The organism is Flavobacterium movens (genome assembly GCF_039581425.1).
Lineage (GTDB): Bacteria > Bacteroidota > Bacteroidia > Flavobacteriales > Flavobacteriaceae > Flavobacterium > Flavobacterium luteolum.
In genome coordinates this window covers 71344-90008 of the sequence record NZ_JBCPXY010000001.1, presented here as the reverse complement: position 1 = coordinate 90008, position 18665 = coordinate 71344, and the positions used below count along the sequence as shown (strand labels likewise).

Genomic DNA, 18665 nt, shown 5'->3' with positions numbered 1-18665 from the left:
TCCCTTTTCATCTGCGTACCAATCGTGCGGAATTGCTATTCTTTTAATATTGTCGTAATTTTGCTACTTTAAAATTATAGACTTGAATTCAACACCCGTTATTACCGATACCCATACCCATTTGTATTCTGAAGAATTTGATCAGGATCGTGACGAAATGATTCAGCGCGCTATTGATGCCGGAATTACCCGTTTTTTTATTCCTGCAATCGATGCTGCCGCGACTCAATCTATGTACGATTTGGAGAAAAATTATCCTGAAAATATATTCTTAATGATGGGTTTGCATCCCACTTACGTGAAAGATAATTATCTGGAAGAATTGGCGCATGTTGAAAACGAACTGTCCAAAAGAAAATTCTATGCAGTTGGTGAAATCGGGATCGATTTATATTGGGATAAAACGCATTTAAAAGAACAGCAAATTGCGTTTAAAAAACAAATTCAGCTGGCAAAACAGTACAAATTGCCAATCGTAATTCATTGCAGAGAAGCATTTGATGAAATCTTTGAAGTCTTAGAGGAAGAAAAATGTGAAGATTTATTTGGGATTTTTCATTGTTTTTCCGGAACTTTAGAACAAGCAGAGCGTGCGATTTCTTACAATATGAAATTAGGAATTGGCGGTGTTGTTACTTTCAAGAACGGAAAAATAGACCAGTTTTTAAATCAAATCGATTTAAAACACATCGTTTTAGAAACAGATTCGCCGTATTTAGCACCGATTCCTTACAGAGGAAAAAGAAATGAAAGCAGCTATTTAGTCAATGTTATTGCCAAATTAAGCGAAATTTATAGTGTTTCTGCCGAAGAAATTGCAACAATTACAACTCAAAATTCAAAGGACGTTTTTGGTATTTAACTTAAGCCTTACAAAACTTTAATTTTTTTTTTGTTCTTTTGCCCACTTAAACCCAAATAAATAATGCAGAGATTTGATGCCATTCGACCGTTTTATGATTCCGAAATAAATGAAGCACTTCATGGTGTGGTAAATCATCCTATGATGAAAACCATGATGAACTTTACTTTTCCGGATGTGGAAGATGAGGTTTGGAAGGAACAATTAAAGAAAACACATTCTATTCGTGATTTTCAATGCAATTTTATTTACAATACAATCCAGAAAGTTTTAGAAAAAAGCTCTGAAGGTCTTACAACTTCAGGTTTTGAAAAACTGGAACCTAATACTTCTTATCTGTTTATCTCAAATCATAGAGATATTCTTCTAGATACAACCTTATTGAACGTTTGTTTATTCGAACATGGTTTGGTTATGACTGCTTCGGCAATTGGTGATAATTTAGTGAAGAAAGCTTTCTTGGCAACTTTAGCAAAATTAAACAGAAACTTTTTGGTTTTAAGAGGATTAACGCCTCGAGAAATGCTGCAAAGTTCCAAGTTATTGTCTGAATATATGGGACAATTATTGCTTCGCGAAAATCGTTCGGTTTGGATTGCACAAAGAGAAGGAAGAACAAAAGACGGAAATGACGAAACCAATCCAGGTGTTTTAAAAATGATTGGAATGGGTTCTGACGAAGAAAACTTAATGGATTATTTCAAGAAATTAAAAATTGTTCCAGTTTCTATTTCTTATGAATATGATCCTACCGATGTTTTGAAAATGCCACAATTAATGGCAGAAGCGAACAACGAAGTTTACGTAAAAGACAAAAACGAAGATTTCATGACCATTATAAGTGGTATCATGGGAACTAAGAAAAGAATACATATTTCTGTTGGCGATGTTCTAGATACAGAAATCGATCAGATTGTGGCTGAAAATGACAATGCAAACAAGCAAGTTCAGGCTTTGGCACAAACTATTGATGATGTTATTTTGAAAAACTACCAATTATGGCCAACAAACTTTATTGCTTACGATATTTTAAACGAAACAGACAAGTTTGCTCACAAATATAAAGAAAGCGAAAAACAGCTTTTTGAGCGTCGTTTAGAAATGAGAATCGGAAGCGATAATCCTGTGACAAGACAAGGATTTTTGGCTATGTACGCTAATCCTGTTGTCAATAAATTGAAATACCAAGATGTCATCTAAAGCAAGAATACTATTAGTTTATACCGGAGGAACCATCGGTATGAGCAAAGATTTTGAAACTGGAGCGTTGAAAGCCTTCAATTTTGGTAAATTAATTCAGAAAATCCCGGAAATTAAACAATTGGACTGTGAAATCGAATCGATTTCGTTTGAAGATCCAATTGATTCTTCGAATATGAATCCCGAAATGTGGACAAGAATTGCCACCATTATCGAGGAAAATTACAACGCTTACGACGGATTTGTTGTCCTTCACGGATCAGATACCATGTCGTATTCGGCTTCGGCATTGAGTTTTATGCTGGAAAATTTAGCAAAACCAGTTGTGTTTACAGGTTCGCAATTGCCAATTGGAGATTTGCGTACCGATGCAAAAGAAAACCTGATTACAGCAATACAAATTGCTTCACTTTTAGAAGACGGAAAGCCTGTTATTAATGAAGTTTGTTTGTATTTTGAATACAAATTATATCGCGGAAACCGAACTTCTAAAGTAAATGCTGAACATTTTAGGGCTTTTACAGCGCCAAATTATCCTGAATTGGTAGAATCTGGTGTTCATTTAAAACTAAACAGACATTTATTTCTTCCTGTAAATAAAGACGCAAAACTGATCGTTCATAAGAATTTGGACAATCATGTTGCCATCATCAAAATGTTTCCTGGAATGAGCGAAGTAGTTCTGGCTTCGATCCTTTCTACTAAAGGATTACGAGGAATTATTTTAGAAACTTATGGTTCTGGAAACGCTCCAACCGAAGATTGGTTTTTAAATCTAATAGAAAAAGCCATTAAATCTGGAATGCATATCGTAAACGTAACCCAATGTTCTGGAGGAAGTGTCAATATGGGACAATATGAAACGAGTACTGCTTTAAAATCGCTAGGGGTTATTTCTGGAAAAGACATCACGACAGAAGCAGCAATTACTAAATTAATGTATTTGTTGGGACATGATATTCCGCAAAACGAGTTTAAAGATATTTTTGAGACTGCACTTCGAGGGGAAATCTCTCTTTAAATAAAAATTCCAATATTGTTAAATCCCAAATTCCAAAATCTAAAGTTGGAATTTGGGATTTTTCTTTTTTAGTAAATTAACCTGCTAAGTTTGTCATTTCGACGAAGGAGAAATCTCCACAAGTAACTCCGTTCCAATAAGCCAACCTTTGTCGAGTTTCTCGCGAAGATTTCTCCTTCGTCGAAATGACAAGATTATGTGCAATTGGAATTTGGAACTTCTTTTTTTAGAACCTTTAAAACTTGGAATTTCTATACTCAACCGGACAAGTCTCCAAATCCTCCTCTGAAGCTTTTTGTTTCTTGTAATACACATAAACAATAACAGAAAGAATACAAATAATTCCCTGAATGGCAACGGTAGTTCTTACGCCAAGCGAATGAGAAACATAACCGATAATTAAACTTCCAACAGGAATCATTCCCTGATATGCCATCATATAATAACTAATACTTCTAGAACGCATACTAACAATACTATGAGTCTGAATATAAATGTTAATCGATGAGGTTTGTCCCATCATTCCGATACCGCTTAAAGTCATACAGATCAATGCAATTGTAATACTACTTGAAACTGCTAGAATAATAATACTGAAACCTAACAATAAGCTGGCAGCAATCATTAGTTTTCCCATATTTTCAGACGATTTTAAATTGGCCAAATAAATTGCTGATATAACAGAACCAATTCCGGCAGCGCTCTCAAACCAACTGAAAGTTTCGGCATTTCCGCTAAAAATATCTTTGGCGAAAACGGGCATTAAGGTGTTAAAAGAAATTACAAACAAACTGCTGCAAGTCAGCATCAAAAGCATTCTTGCCATTTCGCTTTCTTTTTTCACATAATCAAGGCCTTCTATAAGATCGTCCAGCATATTTAATTTGTTTTCGGCTTTAATGTGTGGTGTGATTTTCATCATCATCAACGAAATTAAGACGGGCACATAACTAATAAAGTTTCCGATAAAACAAATATCTTCTCCATATTGATGCAGAATAATTCCCGCAAGTGCCGGTCCAGCGATTCTAGCAAAATTGTTTAAAGTGGAGTTAAGCGCCACAGCATTTGGAAGATCTTCTTTATTATCGACAATATCAATCATCATGGTTTGACGGCACGTCATATCAAAAGCATTAATAATTCCTTGAATTAAACTCAATGCTAAAATAAAATTGATATTGTAAATTTTAAGATAAATGAGCAAAGCCAAAGCTCCGGCTTGAAGCATCGCCAAAGATTGCAAAACCATCATGGCACGGTGTCTATCGTAACGGCCAATAATGCTTCCCGCAAGAGGTGCCAGAAATAAAGACGGAATCATGCTTAAAAAAGTCGCTAATCCCAGTAGAAAAACAGATCCAGTTATGCTGTAAACCATCCAGCTTACGGCGGTTTTCTGCATCCAGGTTCCAATTACTGAAACAGATTGTCCATAAAAGAACAACTTGAAATTTTTTGATTTTAACGCTTTAAACATAGTCCTAAATATTTAATACAAAGGTCGGGATTATGATTTCATTAGAAAAATTAATAATTTTACTGATAATAAGTAGTAAAACTTATCAATATGGAAATCTATCAACTGCAATATTTTATTAAAACCGCTGAGGTTTTGCATTTTACCAAAGCAGCTGAATTGTGTTTTGTAACGCAATCTGGGCTTTCGCAGCAAATTAAAAAACTCGAAGAAGAATTGGGAATGCCATTGTTTAAGCGAATTGGAAAAAAAGTACAATTGACAGAAGCTGGAGCAGTTTTCTTGATTCATGCTAAAAAAGTGGTTGAAAACGTCGAAAACGGAAAACAGGCGATTGAAGATTTAAACGAAATGATTGGTGGAGAACTCCGAATAGGTGTAACCTATATTTTCGGATTATTGATTCTGCCTGTTGTAAATGCATTTGCCAAACGATATCTGAATTTAAGAATTGTTGTAGAATATGGCACAACAGAAGCTTTAGAACAAAAACTGATTAATAATGAATTGGATTTGGTTCTGGTAATTTCATCGCATGAGATTGGACCTCCAATTCAGAAAGTGCCTTTGTTTACCTCAAACATGGTGATGGCGGTTTCAAAATCGAACTCTTTGGCGGAACTAGAAAAAATACCATTTAAGAAATTAGATGAAGTGCCATTAATTCTTCCAGGAAAAGGTTCCAATTCGCGAGAATATGTTGAATTGCTGTTTGCAAAACACAATATGAATCCGAAAATTTCGATCGAGTTAAATTCGATTCATGCGCTATTGCAAATGGTAGAAAACAGTGATTGGGCAACCATTGTGGCCGAAAAAGCTTTGAAAGGTTGGGAGCATAGTCTTAAAGCGATTCAGATTACAGGCGTAGTAACCAAGCGAGATTCGTTTATGCTGACAATTGGCAGTTATCAAAAGAAAGCGGTAAAATTGTTTATGGAAGAATTTCGAAAAAGTATAAACGAATCTTGATTTTACTTTTTAAACTCGATTTTTTTTGTGTTATTTGCAGACCAAAATAGAAAGGTGTCCGAGTGGTTTAAGGAGCTAGCCTGGAAAGCTAGTATATGGGTAACTGTATCGAGGGTTCGAATCCCTTCCTTTCTGCGAGTTTTTAACTAAAAATAATACCAAACCTCGAAATGTATATTTCGAGGTTTTTTTTATTAACTTTCTATAATGTGTTAAATCTATTAAGTTGTAATTATTAAGCTTGGAGGAGTATAAATGATTTTATTAAAAAAGAATGGCAAAAGGAAAAAGTATTAATGTTGAAGGAACTCAAATTACTATCTTATCAAAAAAAGGAGGAGAAGAATATATTTCTTTAACCGATATGGCACGTAGTCAATTACAAGAAGTTGTAATTATAAAATGGCTGAGCCTTAAAAGTACAATTGAATATCTTGGAGAATGGGAAGCATTGTACAATCCAGATTTTAATTATACCGAATTCGGTATAATTAAAAATGAAGCAGGTAGTAATAATTTTGTGCTTTCAGTAAAACATTGGATAGAAAGTACAGGTGCAATAGGACTTACTGCAACTGCTGGGCGATATGGAGGGACTTACGGACACAAAGACATAGCTTTTCATTTTGGGATGTGGATTAGTCCTAGGTTTCAACTATTGTTAGTAAAAGAATTTCAAAGACTTAAAGAAGAAGAAAATGAAAGACTAAATCTAACATGGAATTTACAGCGAACTTTAGCAAAAGTAAATTATAAGATACATACTGATGCTATAAAAGAGAATTTGATCCCTCAATTGCTTACTAAAGAAAAAATAAATTTTATATATGCAGATGAAGCAGACTTGTTAAATGTAGCATTGTTTGGAAAAACAGCAAAACAATGGCGTATTGAGAACCCAAATAGCACAGGCAATATAAGGGATGAGGCAACAATTGAACAACTAGTTGTAACTTAGTAACATTGAAAGTATTAATGCTGTTTTAATAAATAAAGGGATGATACAAAGTCAACGTCTAGAACAATTGAATGCTATTGCTATAACACAAATAAAATCATTATTAGGTAATATAAACCTAGACAAGTTAAAATAATGTATTGTAAAAGCTTTTATTTCTTATTCAACAACTTCTCCAAATACTCATTTTTATCCTTTTCAGCCTGAACCAAACGCTCATAAAGTTCAATAACTTTGTCTAAAGGATTGAAATTGCAATAATTACCAGTGTTGAAAACTCCTTGATCATAAATATTATTAAAGTAATTAATTACAGCTTCTTCCGAAAAGTTTTTAATTGCTTCAACGGTCATTCCAAGTGCTTTTGCAACTTCTTTTAGTTTTTCTTCGTCTATGGTTTCACTATTTTCCATGGTAGAAACACTTTGTTGACTCATTCCTAAAGCTTGTGCCAAAGCTTCTTGCTTCATGTCTTTCAGCTCGCGAATTCGGCTGATCTTGCGTCCTATATGACTTGGTTTTGTTGTTGTGCTCATAAATCAAAGATATTTAAAATCTTAAATAAAAATAATATTTTGGTAAAAAACAGGCGTTTTTTGTAAGATACAGCTTTCAATATATATGCAAAAATACAGTTTTTCAGACAATTAATTAAACACTAAAGCTTAATCTCAAACAAACTAAAAGAACCTTCTTTATAATGTTCTGGTAATTCGTTTGTCCATTCGATGGTGCTTATTCCTTTGTATTCGAAACCACAGCTGGTGTAATATTTATTGATTCTTTCGTTACCGCTGTGCGTATCAAGTCTAATATATTCTTTATTATTTTCTTTAGCATATTGCTTAACCCAATCAATAATTTTTTTGACATAAGATTGCCCTCTAAACTTCGGGTTTGTAGCAATACGATGTAAATAAACTGCAGGATCTTTACTGGCTTCTTTCCAGATAATTAAATCATCAAAAGTAAGTACAAATGTACAGGCAATTTCGTTTCCTTCTTTGATTACAAAATGACGATTTTCGGCAATTTCTTTTTCTATTAATGCTCTTTCAAAACCTCTCCAACTTTTATTGTTTACTGTTTTTTGATACGATGTAGCTTGATTGTAAATATCGAAAACAGCATCGATATCTTCGTTTGTAGTTTTAAAAAATTCCATTATTAAGCTTTATTCTGTCGATTAATGAATCTTCAAAGGTAAATCTTTCAATAGCTTTAGAGAGGAGAAATGTTTAATTTATGCTTTTTTTATCAGAGTTCAACCAAACAACATTTTGTTCCGATTCATGATTTTGACCAATAATAGCTCTATACAATTCTGGTCTTCTAGCTTTTATATAGCGACTTCCTCCTGCAAGATTACATTTTTCGGGAGTAATTAGTGCCGTTGCAAAAGAATCATCAAAAGTGCGACATTCGGCTAGAATATCTCCAAAAGGATCAATAATCATAGAACAGCCGTTTTTTAATTGATCGTCATCCATGCCAATTGGGTTCGAAAAGATGGCATAAATCGCATTGTCATAAGCCCTTGCTGGAAGCCATTTCATTAACCAGTCACGACCTTTCATTCCGTCAAACTCTAATCGTAACGAAGTTGGATCGGCTTCGCGATTTTCCCAAAGCTGAGGTGCCACAAAACCAGCGCCAGGTCGGGTCGAAGGTGTGCACATCGTTACGTGAGGCATAAATATAATGTCAGCGCCTAGAAGTTTTGTAGCGCGTACATTCTCGATAATATTATTGTCATAACAAATTAAAATACCGCATTTCCAGCCTTCAATTTCAAAAATACAATAATGATCTCCAGGTGTTAAATACGGGTTTATAAACGGATGCAGTTTTCTATATTTAGCAACTAAACCATTTTTATCTACACAAACATAGGCTTTGAATAGATTGTCGTTTTCGTCTTTTTCGAATAACCCCGCCAATATTACAATGTTGTTGTTTTTGGCAATTTCAATCAATTTTAAAATGCTTTCGCCACTCGGGATCAATTCTGCCAAATCCAGCATTTGTTCTTTTGATAAGTTTCTTGCAAATGTATATCCGGTTATAGAGCATTCATGAAAAGAAATTACATCACAGCCTTCGTGAGAAGCTTTTTGAGAAAGTTTTTCAATTACAGATAAATTATAGTTTTTGTCGCCACTTTTATTTTCGAACTGAGCGGTGGCGATTTTTAGATTTTTCATATTGTAAGCTATTAATTATTCGATCAAAAATAGCTTTATCAATACGTCATGAATTGTACAAAACCGACATTTTAGAATGTTGAAGCAGGAAATCTTTTGATAAGATTATTGGCTAATTTTCCGGTGTTATAAACATATTCTGTTGGAGTAATTCCGGTATGTTTTTTAAACTCTTTTATTAAATGAGATTGATCTGAAAATCCAGCGTCGTAACAAATTCCAGTTAGATTGATATCGTCGGGTTTGTTTTTCAATAGTTTCAAAAAATAATGCAGTCGTACAACGTTGCCAAATTTCTTAGGATTAAGCCCAATGCATTCTTTGAATTTTCTTTCGAGGTGTCTTTCAGTATAACCCGTGTATTCTACCAATTGTTTTATAGAAAAAAGACCTTTCTTGTCAATTATAAAATTTAAAGAGTGATTTACTATTAACTGATTTGAAGAAGGTTTTGAAGTAATTGCTGATTTGAAAAATTGATTTAACAGCTCAATACGAGTCTGATTGTTTTCTTCTGATAGTTGTTCCTGTAGCTCAATAATCTTTTGGTCAAACACATCTTCTACCGGAATAATAGAATCGTGAAATTCACTGGCAGGAATTCCTAATAATTGATGCATTCCGTTGGGTTGAAATACGACAATGATTAGAGTTATTTCATTCTCAGAATAAAGATCTTTAAAGCCATTAAGTTGTCCGTATAAAAACGAAACAGGCAAATAATTTTTTATTTGCTGTTTGTTAATTCCAGAAATAAGTTTGCTTTTTACAGAAAATACAATTCCAGTATTGCCATCAGAAAACAAACGAAATTTTTGAATTGCAGTTTCTGCATTATCTAAAAATAGATAATGTTTGATATAAGGTGATAATTCTTTTGGTGGAGAAACTTGCATGATCTTTTTTTTAATTTGCTTTTTTAAGTTTAAATCATCAAGAATTAACTTCGTACAAAATTAGATATATTTTTCGATTATAGTTTTTCTGATTCCTTGTAGATGTTTCTCTCCATAGTGATGTGAAGTCTTTCGAACATTTCAGAAATATTGAACCCTTCTTTTTTATAATGAGCTTGTACCGCTTCTTTTGCTTTTTTTAAGACGGTTTCATTTTCCCAAACTGCAATTGTGATGTAAATTAAATTGCCATTTTCATCGGTACGTTCGTAAGCATTGTCATTTACAAATCCGTTTAAATGTTTTATGAAGTTTCGGTTGATTCGTACTCGTTCTAAAAATTCTTGCTTTGATTTCTCGGGAACGATAAATTTATCAATAAAAATTTGCTGCATGGTTTCTGATTTTTTAGGTTTAATTTCTGAATTGATAGTTGTTGATTGAGCATTTGTTTTATAAGCTAGCAATGTCAAAAAGGCAATTCCGATTAAAAGATTTGTTTTCATAATTCCTGTTTTTATTGATGTAAAATTCAGAATTGTGAAAACCAAATCATTGTAAAAAATCATTGATTTACCAAAAAGAAGGAAATTTGAAAAACTCAGTTGGAGTTTGTCCTGTGAACAATTTGAAGTCTTTATTAAAATGAGGCTGGTCAAAATAACCTGCGTCAAAAGCTAGATCTATGAGGTTTTGATTTTGTTGTTTAAGATCAATAATAGATTTTATGCGAATCACATAACAGAATTGTTTTGGAGAGGAACCAATTGTTTTCCTGAATCTTTTTTCAAATGCGTCTTGGCTGATATAGAGTGAGTCGGCAAGTTCTTTTATTTTAACGATACCTTTTTTAGATTGTATGATAGTAATGGCAGCAGAGATTAAATCGTCGGGTTTATAATTGTATAGCCTTGACAGAAGAAACTGTTCGATAACAGCAATCCTTTGATTATTGGTTTTTGCTTCAGCTAAAAGTTCTTCGACAATAGCAATTTTTTGTGGCGGAATAAAGTTGTCAAGCGAAACACTTTCTTCAAATAATTCATGAAGTGGTTCTTTAAAAAAAGCTTTAGCACCAGCTTCTTTAAACTGAACGACAAGAGTTGTGGTTTCTTTTTCGTAATTAATTAAACGAACCGATCTGCGAATACCCGAAATTGTAGAAATTGGCAATTTGTCGAATTGATTTTCTTTAATATAACTGACAGTACCCTTGCAACGAAAAGCAATTGTTAGAGAAGTGTTGGGCAAAACCCTATTTATCAATTCGTCTTTGCTTTCGATAATTCTGTACGTCTTAATAAAAGGCCTTAACTGTTCTGTTGGAATGAAATCGATAATTTTCATTTGAAAGTATTTTCAACAGGTTGAGCGTCAAAGGTATGAAAAACAAAATTCCAATAGCTTAATTGTTTCGACATTAAGCTATTGGAATTTTTTTAAGAACTTATTTTATTTTTAAACCATTTCAGTTTTCATTACAATTTCTTCTTCAATAGCATTCCAAAGTCCGATACGTTTTTCTAAGGCAAGAATTGAAACCTCTTCAACTTCTTTCCATTTTTGAGCATCTTCTTCACATAATTCAGTAATCATTGTCATTGCCATTGGTCCGTGTTCGTCGGCATCTAGTTCGATATGTCTTTCAAAGTAATATAACAGTTTTGCTAAATCGCTCTCTGGTAGATTTTTTTGAAAGTTCTTTAGGATTTCGGTAAACATACTCGGAATCAAATCTTCTCTTCCAAAAGTAAATGCAGCGGCAATTTCGTGTGGTTTTCCTTCTTCAATAACTCTAAAAGTAAAATCTAAAAAGGCTTTTACATTTGGATGTAAATTACTTTGCTTGATAGCAACAAATATATTATGAAGAGAATTTACCTCTGATAAGAAGTTTAAAACTCCTGTTGTATCTGCACCGCAGGCTTCCATAGCTTCAAGATACATTTCGTAGTGACTTTGTCTTTTTCCGTCAATACTTAAATCTGTTTCTTCTGCAAGAACAATTTCATTAATTAAATATCTAGTTTCTGGATTTTTTGTAGCAAACCAAGGAGTTGTTGTACAGGTAAGTTTGGCTTGTAAAGCTTTTAATAATGACATAAAATCCCAAACAGCAAAAACGTGAGTTTCAAGAAAACTGTGCAGGTCGTCTATATTTTGAATCTTATTGTATAAAGAATGATTTAATAGTTGGTCTTTTTGTGGTTGTATGCTTTTGTTTATCGTTTCGATATTCATTTTTGAAAAAATTTTGGTGCAAAGATAAAAAGCTTCTCCGTGAAGAAGAAGCTTTTTAGATTGATTTTGTATATATTTTAATAATTATCAATTATTTAAATGCTGGAATTCCGGTTACATCCATTCCAGTTATCAATAAATGTATATCGTGAGTTCCTTCATAAGTAATCACACTTTCAAGGTTCATCATATGACGCATAATTGAGTACTCGCCCGTGATTCCCATACCTCCAAGCATTTGTCTGGCCTCGCGTGCAATAGTAATGGCCATATTTACATTATTACGTTTTGCCATAGAAATCTGTGCAGTAGTTGCTCTACCTTCATTTCTTAAAACTCCTAAACGCCAAGTTAATAATTGGGCTTTTGTGATTTCGGTAATCATTTCTGCCAGTTTTTTCTGTTGTAACTGTGTTCCTCCAATTGGTTTTCCAAACTGAATTCTTTCTTTTGAATATCTTAAAGCGGTATCATAACAATCCATTGCAGCACCAATTGCTCCCCATGCAATTCCATAACGAGCAGAATCTAAACATCCGAGAGGAGCGCCAAGCCCAGATTTATTTGGCAAAAGGTTTTCTTTTGGAACTTTTACATTATCAAAAATTAATTCTCCAGTTGCAGATGCACGAAGCGACCATTTGTTATGCGTCTCTGGAGTTGTAAATCCTTTCATACCACGCTCAACAATTAAGCCATGAATTCTCCCTTCTTCGTTTTTCGCCCAAACAATAGCAATATCAGCAAATGGGGCATTCGAAATCCACATTTTAGCACCATTTAAAAGATAATGATCGCCCATATCTTTAAAATTGGTAATCATACTTCCAGGATCAGACCCATGATCTGGTTCGGTTAAACCAAAACAGCCTATATATTCTCCCGTAGCAAGTTTTGGAAGGTATTTCATTCTTTGTTCTTCGTTTCCATATTTCCAAATCGGATACATTACCAAAGAAGATTGTACAGATGAGGTAGATCTTACACCAGAATCGCCTCTTTCTATTTCCTGCATAATTAAACCATAAGAAATTTGGTCTAATCCCGCACCGCCATATTCTACAGGGATATAAGGTCCAAAACCGCCAATTTCGCCAAGACCTTTAATAATTTGTTTAGGAAATTCTGCTTTTTGGGCATATTCTTCAATGATAGGAGAAACTTCTTTTTTAACCCAGGCACGAGCAGATTCGCGAACCAATTTATGTTCGTCTGATAATAAATCGTCTAGGTTAAAATAATCTGGAGATTGAAATAGGTCTGGTTTCATGTTTTTTAATTTTTAGCAAAGCAAATTTACATAATAAAAATATAACAAATACTGGTTAAATTGTTATATTTTTTCGTAGTAAAAATAAAATTAATAGGAATTTGGCAAATTAATTGTAGTTTTTTGATAATTTATAGACTATTTTTGAATACCAAAAACTAACTTAATGAGGCTGATCATCTCTTTATTTTTTTTACTATTGATATTTTCCAGTGGGACTGCTCAAATCAAAGAGGAGTTCACGGAACAAAGGTACTTAGAATTACAGGATAAAATTCGTTTCAGCATGAATGGTAACTTCGACCAGGGTCTTGAGTATGCAGAAGAATTAAAGAAATCCAACAACAATGAACACATAGCATTTGCTTATGGTGCAGGATCATATCTTTATCAATTAAAAAATAATAGAGCTAAAAGTGATGAGTGGTTTACCAAGGCATTAGCTTATTATAATAAACTTCCAGAATCTGTTCAAAAAATAAATCTTAGAGCTTATCTATATAATTATAGAGGATTGATAGAATGGAAGAGACGAAACTTTAGTAATGCTCTTACTAATTATCAGGAAGGAATTAAACTCTCTATCAAAACTAATGATGTTATACAGATTGTAAAGTTTAAAAGTAACATCGCCTTGGTTAATGAAGCTGTGGGTAATTATGAACTTGCCGTTAAAAATCTTAGACAAAACAGTGATTTTTTAGATAAGAACGAAAGTCTTTATGATAAAGACCAATTTCAGAATAGTAGAAGTAACATTTATACCAATCTAGGGAATGTCTACGAAGGTTATTATATGAAGAATCGAAGTAAAGCCTTTTTACTTGATTCGGCCGAATACTTTTATAAAAGGGCGATAACCTATTCTCAAAACTATATGGATAACAAAATGACGGCTACTTTAAGTCTAGGAAATATCTATTTGTTGAAAAAAGATTTTAAAAATGCCGAAAGGTCTTATTTTGATATTGCAATGTATGCGAAACAAAATAATGACGAGGACTATTATAAGACTGCAAATTATAATTTGGGAGATCTTTATTATGCTCAAAAGAAATACGATAAAGCCCTGATATTCCTGAAAAAAGTTGATTCGCTTTATCTTAAGGAGAAGAAAATAGATGTGAGCTATTTTCAATCCAATTATGTCCAGGCCAAAATTTATAATATTCTAAACGAGCCTGAATTGGCTTTTAAGCATTCTAAAATTTATTTAGATTCTTATGAAAAATATGAGGGGCAACTGCGGGAAGAAGCTTTAGAAGTTAATTATAAATTGGGCACTGCAAATCTGAGTGATGAGATGTTGAGCATTCAAGAGAAGTATAAATATGAAGTTTTATGGAATAAAGCCCTAAAAGTCTTCTATGTTATTTTGGTTGTTGGGATTGTATTTTTCTTGATTAAAAATATTAGAGATAAGAATAGAGCGCAGAAAAAAATGAACGCTTTAATTGAAGAGTTTAAAGCTAATCTTGAGAAAAAAGAATCTGAAAAAGCAGAAATCGAAAAAGCAGCATTAGAGAAAAACATAGTTTTGGAAGAGTCTCTAGAACTAGAAGAAGATACACAGCTTAAAAAAGAAAATGCAAATCTTAGTATTGATGAGGCTAAAGAAAATAAAATTGTAGAAAAATTATTGGCGCTAGAAGAGAAACTGGAATATCTAAATGCAGATTTTACGCTTTCGTATGTTGCTAAAAAAATTAAAACCAATACAACTTATTTATCTTATGTTGTCAACAAAAGATTCGGAAAATCTTTTGGAGAATATTCAAATGAGTTAAAGATTAATTATGTTATTAATCAGATGATTACAAATCATTTGTATCGTAAATATTCGACTCAGGCAATTGCAGAAAGTGTTGGTTTTAAAAATGCCGTTTCATTTGCAAAATCGTTTCGCAAAAGAACTGGAGTGTCTCCAGCTCAATTTGCGAACAATATTTAAGCTTGAATTATTAACCATTTCCTCCACCATTGGTTTTTATAGGATAGCTTACAACAGGAGGGTCAATAGATTCGTTTTCACCTCCTCTAATAATTCTTTGAGTTTTTTTGTCTATTTTTTCTAGTTCAAAATCTTTGAATGTCACTATTTTAGTTTTCATGGTTTAAATTTTTTTAGTTGTTTTTTATACTACATATTTGAAAATAAGATCAGCCGTTTCCTCCACCATTGGTTTTTATAGGATAACTTACAACAGGCGGGTCAACAGTGTCGCTACCGCCTCCTCGAATAATTCGTTGCGTTTTTGTATCTATTTTTTCTAATTCGAAATCTTTGAATGTCAATATTTTAGTTTTCATGTCTTAATTTTTAGTTATTTTTTATAATTGAAATCTGTAAATGCAAATCAGCCGTTTCCTCCGCCATTAGTTTTTATAGGATAACTTACAACAGGCGGGTCAATGGATTCGCTTTCACCTCCTCTAATAATTCTTTGAGTTTTTTTGTCTATTTTTTCTAGTTCAAAATCTTTGAATGTCAGTGTTTTAATTTTCATGTCTTGAATTTTTTAGTTTTTTATACTATAATATTATGTATTAAGAATCAGCCGTTTCCTCCGCCATTGGTTTTTATAGGATAGCTTACAACAGGCGGATCAATAGGTTCGTCATCACCTCCTCTAATAATTCTTTGAGTTTTCTTGTCTATTTTTTCTGTCTCGAAATCTTTGAATGTCAATATTTTATTTTTCATATCTTTTTTTTTTGGATTACTTTTTTTTTTGGAATTTTCGCTATTTTTAAGATGCCTATCAGCCGTTTCCTCCACCATTGGTTTTTATAGGATAGCTTACAACAGGCGGGTCAATTGATTCGTTTTCACCTCCTCTAATAATTCTTTGAGTTTTCTTGTCTATTTTTTCTACTTCGAAATCTGCTAATGTGAATGTTTTACTTTTCATGTTTTGGAATTTTATATTATGTACTATTAATCTTTCATATTTGTTTTTTCGCAACTTTGCAAATGCGGCAAAAAGCGCTAAAAAAATTTGGTTTATGTTAAAAGTTTTTTTGAGTATTATAGATCAGAAGCAGTAAAAACTTGGGTTTTGTTTGTGAGATAAAACTTCCAAATTAAGATGCTTCTTTTTGCTTTTTGGAGAGTTTTTCACTTCCGATTTGAGGCTCTTTTTTACGATTAAAATTGTTTTTTTAGAGCTCCTCATTACGTTTTTCTTTCTTGAAATTCGTATGATTTTTTTGCCCTTATTTTCATGTTTTTCGATGTTTAGATTATTACTTATCCAAAACTAGATAAAAAGCAAAACCGTTAATCGAAAATGGGCTTTCTGAGCTTTTTGTTAAAAAAACAACAGCATAACTATTTGATAATAAATTATTTACGCGTTGTACTATACTTGGTATAATTTATAAATTGTATGTGGTATAATTAATAAAATGTATGTGTTTATGTGATTTTTATCAATAAAAACCCCAATCTTTGCAGTGTAATTATGATTTAAAAACAATCAAAAACGATGTTAAAACTCGTCCAAAAATTTCTACAAATCAATCGATACTCAGACATCAAAAATGAGTTCAAGGACCTGTTTTTGTCTCATCCAAATTATCCGAGTTTGTTTGCCATTACAGACTCGTTTGATTTGCTTTCGGTAGAGAATGCAGCTGTAAGAGTTTCGAAAGAGCAGATTGAAGATTTGCCTTCAAACTTTTTGGCGTATTTTAAAGATGAATTGATATTGGTTGAAAAGATTAAAAGTGGAGTTAGAATCACAACCACAAAAAAAGGAAGCCAAAAATTATCTTATGATAAATTTCTTTTAGACTGGAACGGTGTAATTGTTGCCATTGAACCTAACAATGTAGTAGCAAGAGACAATTTAAAGTTCGAATATAATTGGCTCAAATATTTTTTGCCTTTTGTACTTGTAGCAGGGTTGTCTTTTTATTATAATGGTTTTAACTGGTTTAGTGCATCATTCTTGGTAACATCAGTTCTTGGTTTAATTGTAAGCATATTTATTGTTCAAGAAAAATGGGGAGTTAAAAACACCGTAATTTCAAAATTCTGTAATTTAAGTTCTAATTCTTCTTGTCACTCAGTAATAAGTTTCAACGATGATATTGCAAACAGATGGTTAAGTTTCTCAGATTTGCCATTACTTTTTTTTAGTGCAAGCATCATCGCAATATTAGTTCAGCCTTTAAGCTCTGCGATTTTTGTTGGACTTTTAAGTTTGTTGGCTATTCCAATAATAGTTTGTTCGATTTGGATTCAAAAATTTGAAATTCAAAAATGGTGTGTAATGTGTTTAGCAATATCATTTTTAATATTGGCTCAAAGCATTATTTGGTTTTCATCAGATCTTTTTACATTGAGTTTTAGTTTTAATGAAGTTTTTCCGTATGTATTCTCTTTATTGCTTTTAATGCCAATTTGGGCGACAGTTAAAGTAATGATTAGAAAAATGCTTGATAACGAGAACTCTCTTAAAGAACTTAAGAAATTTAAAAGAAATTACGCTCTATTGAATTTCTTGTCTAAAAAAGTAAAATACACAAAAGGATTTGAAGATTTAAGAGGCTTGACATTTGGTAATAAAAATGCGGGAGTAAGACTTTCTGTAATTCTTAGTCCAAGCTGTGGACATTGTTACAAAACTTTTCAAGAAGCTTTTGATTTGGTGCTGAAGTTTCCAGATAAAATATATTTGAATGTTCTTTTTAATATTAATCCAGAAAACAACGACAATCCTTATAAAGCAGTTGTTGAAAGACTTTTAACTATTAATAGAACAACACCTGGAAAAACGGTAGAAGCGATTTCAGATTGGTACATCAAAAGAATGTTGCACAAGAAATGGCTTAAAAAATGGAATGTTGATTCTGTAAGTATGATGATAAATCAGGAAATTCAGAAACAATATGATTGGTGCTCTATGAACAATTTTAATTACACACCTATTAAAATTGTAAACGAAAGGCTATTTCCAAATGAATATGAATTGAATGAGTTGAAATATTTCTTAAATGATTATGTAGATGAAGTTCAAGTTTTAGAGAAAATAGCATAAGATACAGAAGCTTCAACTGTTGAAATAGAAGAGAATAACCCCCGATTAAAAAAACCTGCAGTTATGTTAAAGAACATTTTGAAGTTGAAAAGTGCAGTAGAATTGACTGCGAATGAGCTGAAAACAATAAATGGAGATCATGCTCCTATTTGTGAAGATGGATTTAAAGCTAAAAGATGTACAGAATTTGGAACAGTGCCAGCTTACTGGAACTGCATACCAAATAGTTATGTTGGAAGCTGTTAAAGAAGATTTTTTGAGCATCAAGTTATTTAAGATTTGAGGCTTAAACCAAAAAATGTAAATAGCCAGTTATGTTAGAAAAGATTTTAAAAAGTAAAGAAACAAGAAAGCTGACAAAAAAGGAACAGAAAAACATTTTGGGAAGTGAGTATCTACAAGAACTCAATTGCCATGATAATGCTGTTGAGAAATACGCTACTTGCTAATTTATAATGGTATATAGCAATTTTAAAAAACTATTGCTATATCAAAAGGAATTAATTATGCTAAAGA

22 protein-coding genes and 1 tRNA gene are annotated in these 18665 nt (G+C 32.4%); 9 read left to right on the top strand and 14 right to left on the bottom strand.

Going from position 1 to position 18665, the window contains the following annotated elements; genetic code table 11:
* Positions 1-82: 82 nt before the first annotated feature.
* From AAYQ05_RS00410 to AAYQ05_RS00400, 3 genes are all read left to right on the top strand, one after another.
* Positions 83-862, top strand: a complete 780-nt coding sequence (locus tag AAYQ05_RS00410; protein ID WP_343540469.1) for a TatD family hydrolase — start codon at positions 83-85, stop codon at positions 860-862.
* A 63-nt stretch (positions 863-925) separates the two neighbouring features.
* The gene (locus AAYQ05_RS00405) at positions 926-2062 is read left to right on the top strand and encodes a 1-acyl-sn-glycerol-3-phosphate acyltransferase (protein WP_343540468.1); all 1137 of its coding nucleotides are present in this window, start codon (positions 926-928) and stop codon (positions 2060-2062) included.
* Positions 2052-3083 carry an asparaginase gene (locus AAYQ05_RS00400; protein ID WP_343540467.1) on the top strand — a complete coding sequence of 344 codons (1032 nt, stop codon included), beginning with the start codon at positions 2052-2054 and terminating at the stop codon, positions 3081-3083. Before AAYQ05_RS00405 ends, AAYQ05_RS00400 begins: the two co-directional genes overlap by 11 nt.
* A 235-nt stretch (positions 3084-3318) precedes the next feature.
* Here the strand turns inward: AAYQ05_RS00400 and AAYQ05_RS00395 are convergent, their stop codons facing one another.
* Positions 3319-4563, bottom strand: coding sequence for an MFS transporter (locus AAYQ05_RS00395; protein ID WP_343540466.1), 1245 nt, complete (start codon positions 4561-4563; stop codon positions 3319-3321).
* A 90-nt stretch (positions 4564-4653) separates the two neighbouring features.
* Here AAYQ05_RS00395 and AAYQ05_RS00390 point away from each other — a divergent pair, with 90 nt between their 5' ends.
* From AAYQ05_RS00390 to AAYQ05_RS00380, 3 genes are all read left to right on the top strand, one after another.
* Positions 4654-5535, top strand: coding sequence for a LysR substrate-binding domain-containing protein (locus AAYQ05_RS00390; protein WP_343540464.1), 882 nt, complete (start codon positions 4654-4656; stop codon positions 5533-5535).
* A 48-nt stretch (positions 5536-5583) separates the two neighbouring features.
* Positions 5584-5670 (top strand) — tRNA-Ser (locus AAYQ05_RS00385).
* Positions 5671-5809: 139 nt separating this feature from the next.
* Complete coding sequence (locus AAYQ05_RS00380; RefSeq protein WP_445709707.1) at positions 5810-6493, top strand: KilA-N domain-containing protein; 684 nt, start codon at positions 5810-5812, stop codon at positions 6491-6493.
* A 152-nt stretch (positions 6494-6645) separates the two neighbouring features.
* On the opposite strand, the gene AAYQ05_RS00375 is transcribed toward AAYQ05_RS00380, so the two are convergent.
* The 8 genes from AAYQ05_RS00375 to AAYQ05_RS00340 all read right to left on the bottom strand — a co-directional run bounded on the left by AAYQ05_RS00375 (position 6646) and on the right by AAYQ05_RS00340 (position 13104).
* Complete coding sequence (locus AAYQ05_RS00375; protein ID WP_343540463.1) at positions 6646-7029, bottom strand: helix-turn-helix domain-containing protein; 384 nt, start codon at positions 7027-7029, stop codon at positions 6646-6648.
* Between the two features lie 122 nt (positions 7030-7151).
* A complete protein-coding gene (locus AAYQ05_RS00370; RefSeq protein WP_343540461.1) occupies positions 7152-7658 on the bottom strand; it encodes a GNAT family N-acetyltransferase in 507 nt (168 codons plus the stop codon).
* Between the two features lie 73 nt (positions 7659-7731).
* On the bottom strand, positions 7732-8697 hold the full coding sequence (locus AAYQ05_RS00365) for a nitrilase family protein (RefSeq protein ID WP_343540459.1): 966 nt from the start codon (positions 8695-8697) through the stop codon (positions 7732-7734).
* A gap of 71 nt (positions 8698-8768) precedes the next feature.
* The gene (locus tag AAYQ05_RS00360) at positions 8769-9593 is read right to left on the bottom strand and encodes a DUF6597 domain-containing transcriptional factor (protein ID WP_343540458.1); all 825 of its coding nucleotides are present in this window, start codon (positions 9591-9593) and stop codon (positions 8769-8771) included.
* A gap of 77 nt (positions 9594-9670) precedes the next feature.
* On the bottom strand, positions 9671-10099 hold the full coding sequence (locus AAYQ05_RS00355; RefSeq protein ID WP_343540456.1) for a hypothetical protein: 429 nt from the start codon (positions 10097-10099) through the stop codon (positions 9671-9673).
* A gap of 67 nt (positions 10100-10166) precedes the next feature.
* Complete coding sequence (locus tag AAYQ05_RS00350; RefSeq protein WP_343540454.1) at positions 10167-10940, bottom strand: AraC family transcriptional regulator; 774 nt, start codon at positions 10938-10940, stop codon at positions 10167-10169.
* Between the two features lie 111 nt (positions 10941-11051).
* Entirely contained in the window at positions 11052-11834 is a 783-nt protein-coding gene (locus tag AAYQ05_RS00345) for a DUF3050 domain-containing protein (protein WP_343540452.1), read from the bottom strand.
* A gap of 91 nt (positions 11835-11925) precedes the next feature.
* Positions 11926-13104 (bottom strand): acyl-CoA dehydrogenase family protein, encoded by a 1179-nt coding sequence (locus tag AAYQ05_RS00340; RefSeq protein WP_281634545.1) that lies wholly within the window; start codon positions 13102-13104, stop codon positions 11926-11928.
* Positions 13105-13390: 286 nt separating this feature from the next.
* Here AAYQ05_RS00340 and AAYQ05_RS00335 point away from each other — a divergent pair, with 286 nt between their 5' ends.
* Positions 13391-15055 (top strand): helix-turn-helix domain-containing protein, encoded by a 1665-nt coding sequence (locus tag AAYQ05_RS00335; protein ID WP_343540449.1) that lies wholly within the window; start codon positions 13391-13393, stop codon positions 15053-15055.
* 10 nt (positions 15056-15065) lie between these two features.
* Here AAYQ05_RS00335 and AAYQ05_RS00330 read toward each other — a convergent pair whose 3' ends face one another.
* Genes AAYQ05_RS00330 through AAYQ05_RS00310 form a run of 5 tightly spaced genes read right to left on the bottom strand, consistent with a single transcriptional unit; the run spans position 15066 to position 16016 of the window.
* Entirely contained in the window at positions 15066-15215 is a 150-nt protein-coding gene (locus tag AAYQ05_RS00330) for a hypothetical protein (protein ID WP_343540447.1), read from the bottom strand.
* A 49-nt stretch (positions 15216-15264) separates the two neighbouring features.
* The gene (locus tag AAYQ05_RS00325; RefSeq protein WP_343540446.1) at positions 15265-15414 is read right to left on the bottom strand and encodes a hypothetical protein; all 150 of its coding nucleotides are present in this window, start codon (positions 15412-15414) and stop codon (positions 15265-15267) included.
* Positions 15415-15461: 47 nt separating this feature from the next.
* On the bottom strand, positions 15462-15611 hold the full coding sequence (locus AAYQ05_RS00320; RefSeq protein ID WP_343540445.1) for a hypothetical protein: 150 nt from the start codon (positions 15609-15611) through the stop codon (positions 15462-15464).
* Between the two features lie 47 nt (positions 15612-15658).
* Positions 15659-15808 (bottom strand): hypothetical protein, encoded by a 150-nt coding sequence (locus tag AAYQ05_RS00315; protein WP_343540444.1) that lies wholly within the window; start codon positions 15806-15808, stop codon positions 15659-15661.
* Between the two features lie 58 nt (positions 15809-15866).
* Positions 15867-16016, bottom strand: coding sequence for a hypothetical protein (locus tag AAYQ05_RS00310; RefSeq protein WP_343540443.1), 150 nt, complete (start codon positions 16014-16016; stop codon positions 15867-15869).
* 576 nt (positions 16017-16592) lie between these two features.
* Here AAYQ05_RS00310 and AAYQ05_RS00305 point away from each other — a divergent pair.
* Both AAYQ05_RS00305 and AAYQ05_RS00300 read left to right on the top strand, forming a co-directional pair.
* Positions 16593-18149 (top strand): vitamin K epoxide reductase family protein, encoded by a 1557-nt coding sequence (locus AAYQ05_RS00305; RefSeq protein WP_343540442.1) that lies wholly within the window; start codon positions 16593-16595, stop codon positions 18147-18149.
* A 63-nt stretch (positions 18150-18212) separates the two neighbouring features.
* The gene (locus tag AAYQ05_RS00300; RefSeq protein ID WP_281634549.1) at positions 18213-18395 is read left to right on the top strand and encodes a hypothetical protein; all 183 of its coding nucleotides are present in this window, start codon (positions 18213-18215) and stop codon (positions 18393-18395) included.
* Positions 18396-18665: the final 270 nt, after the last annotated feature.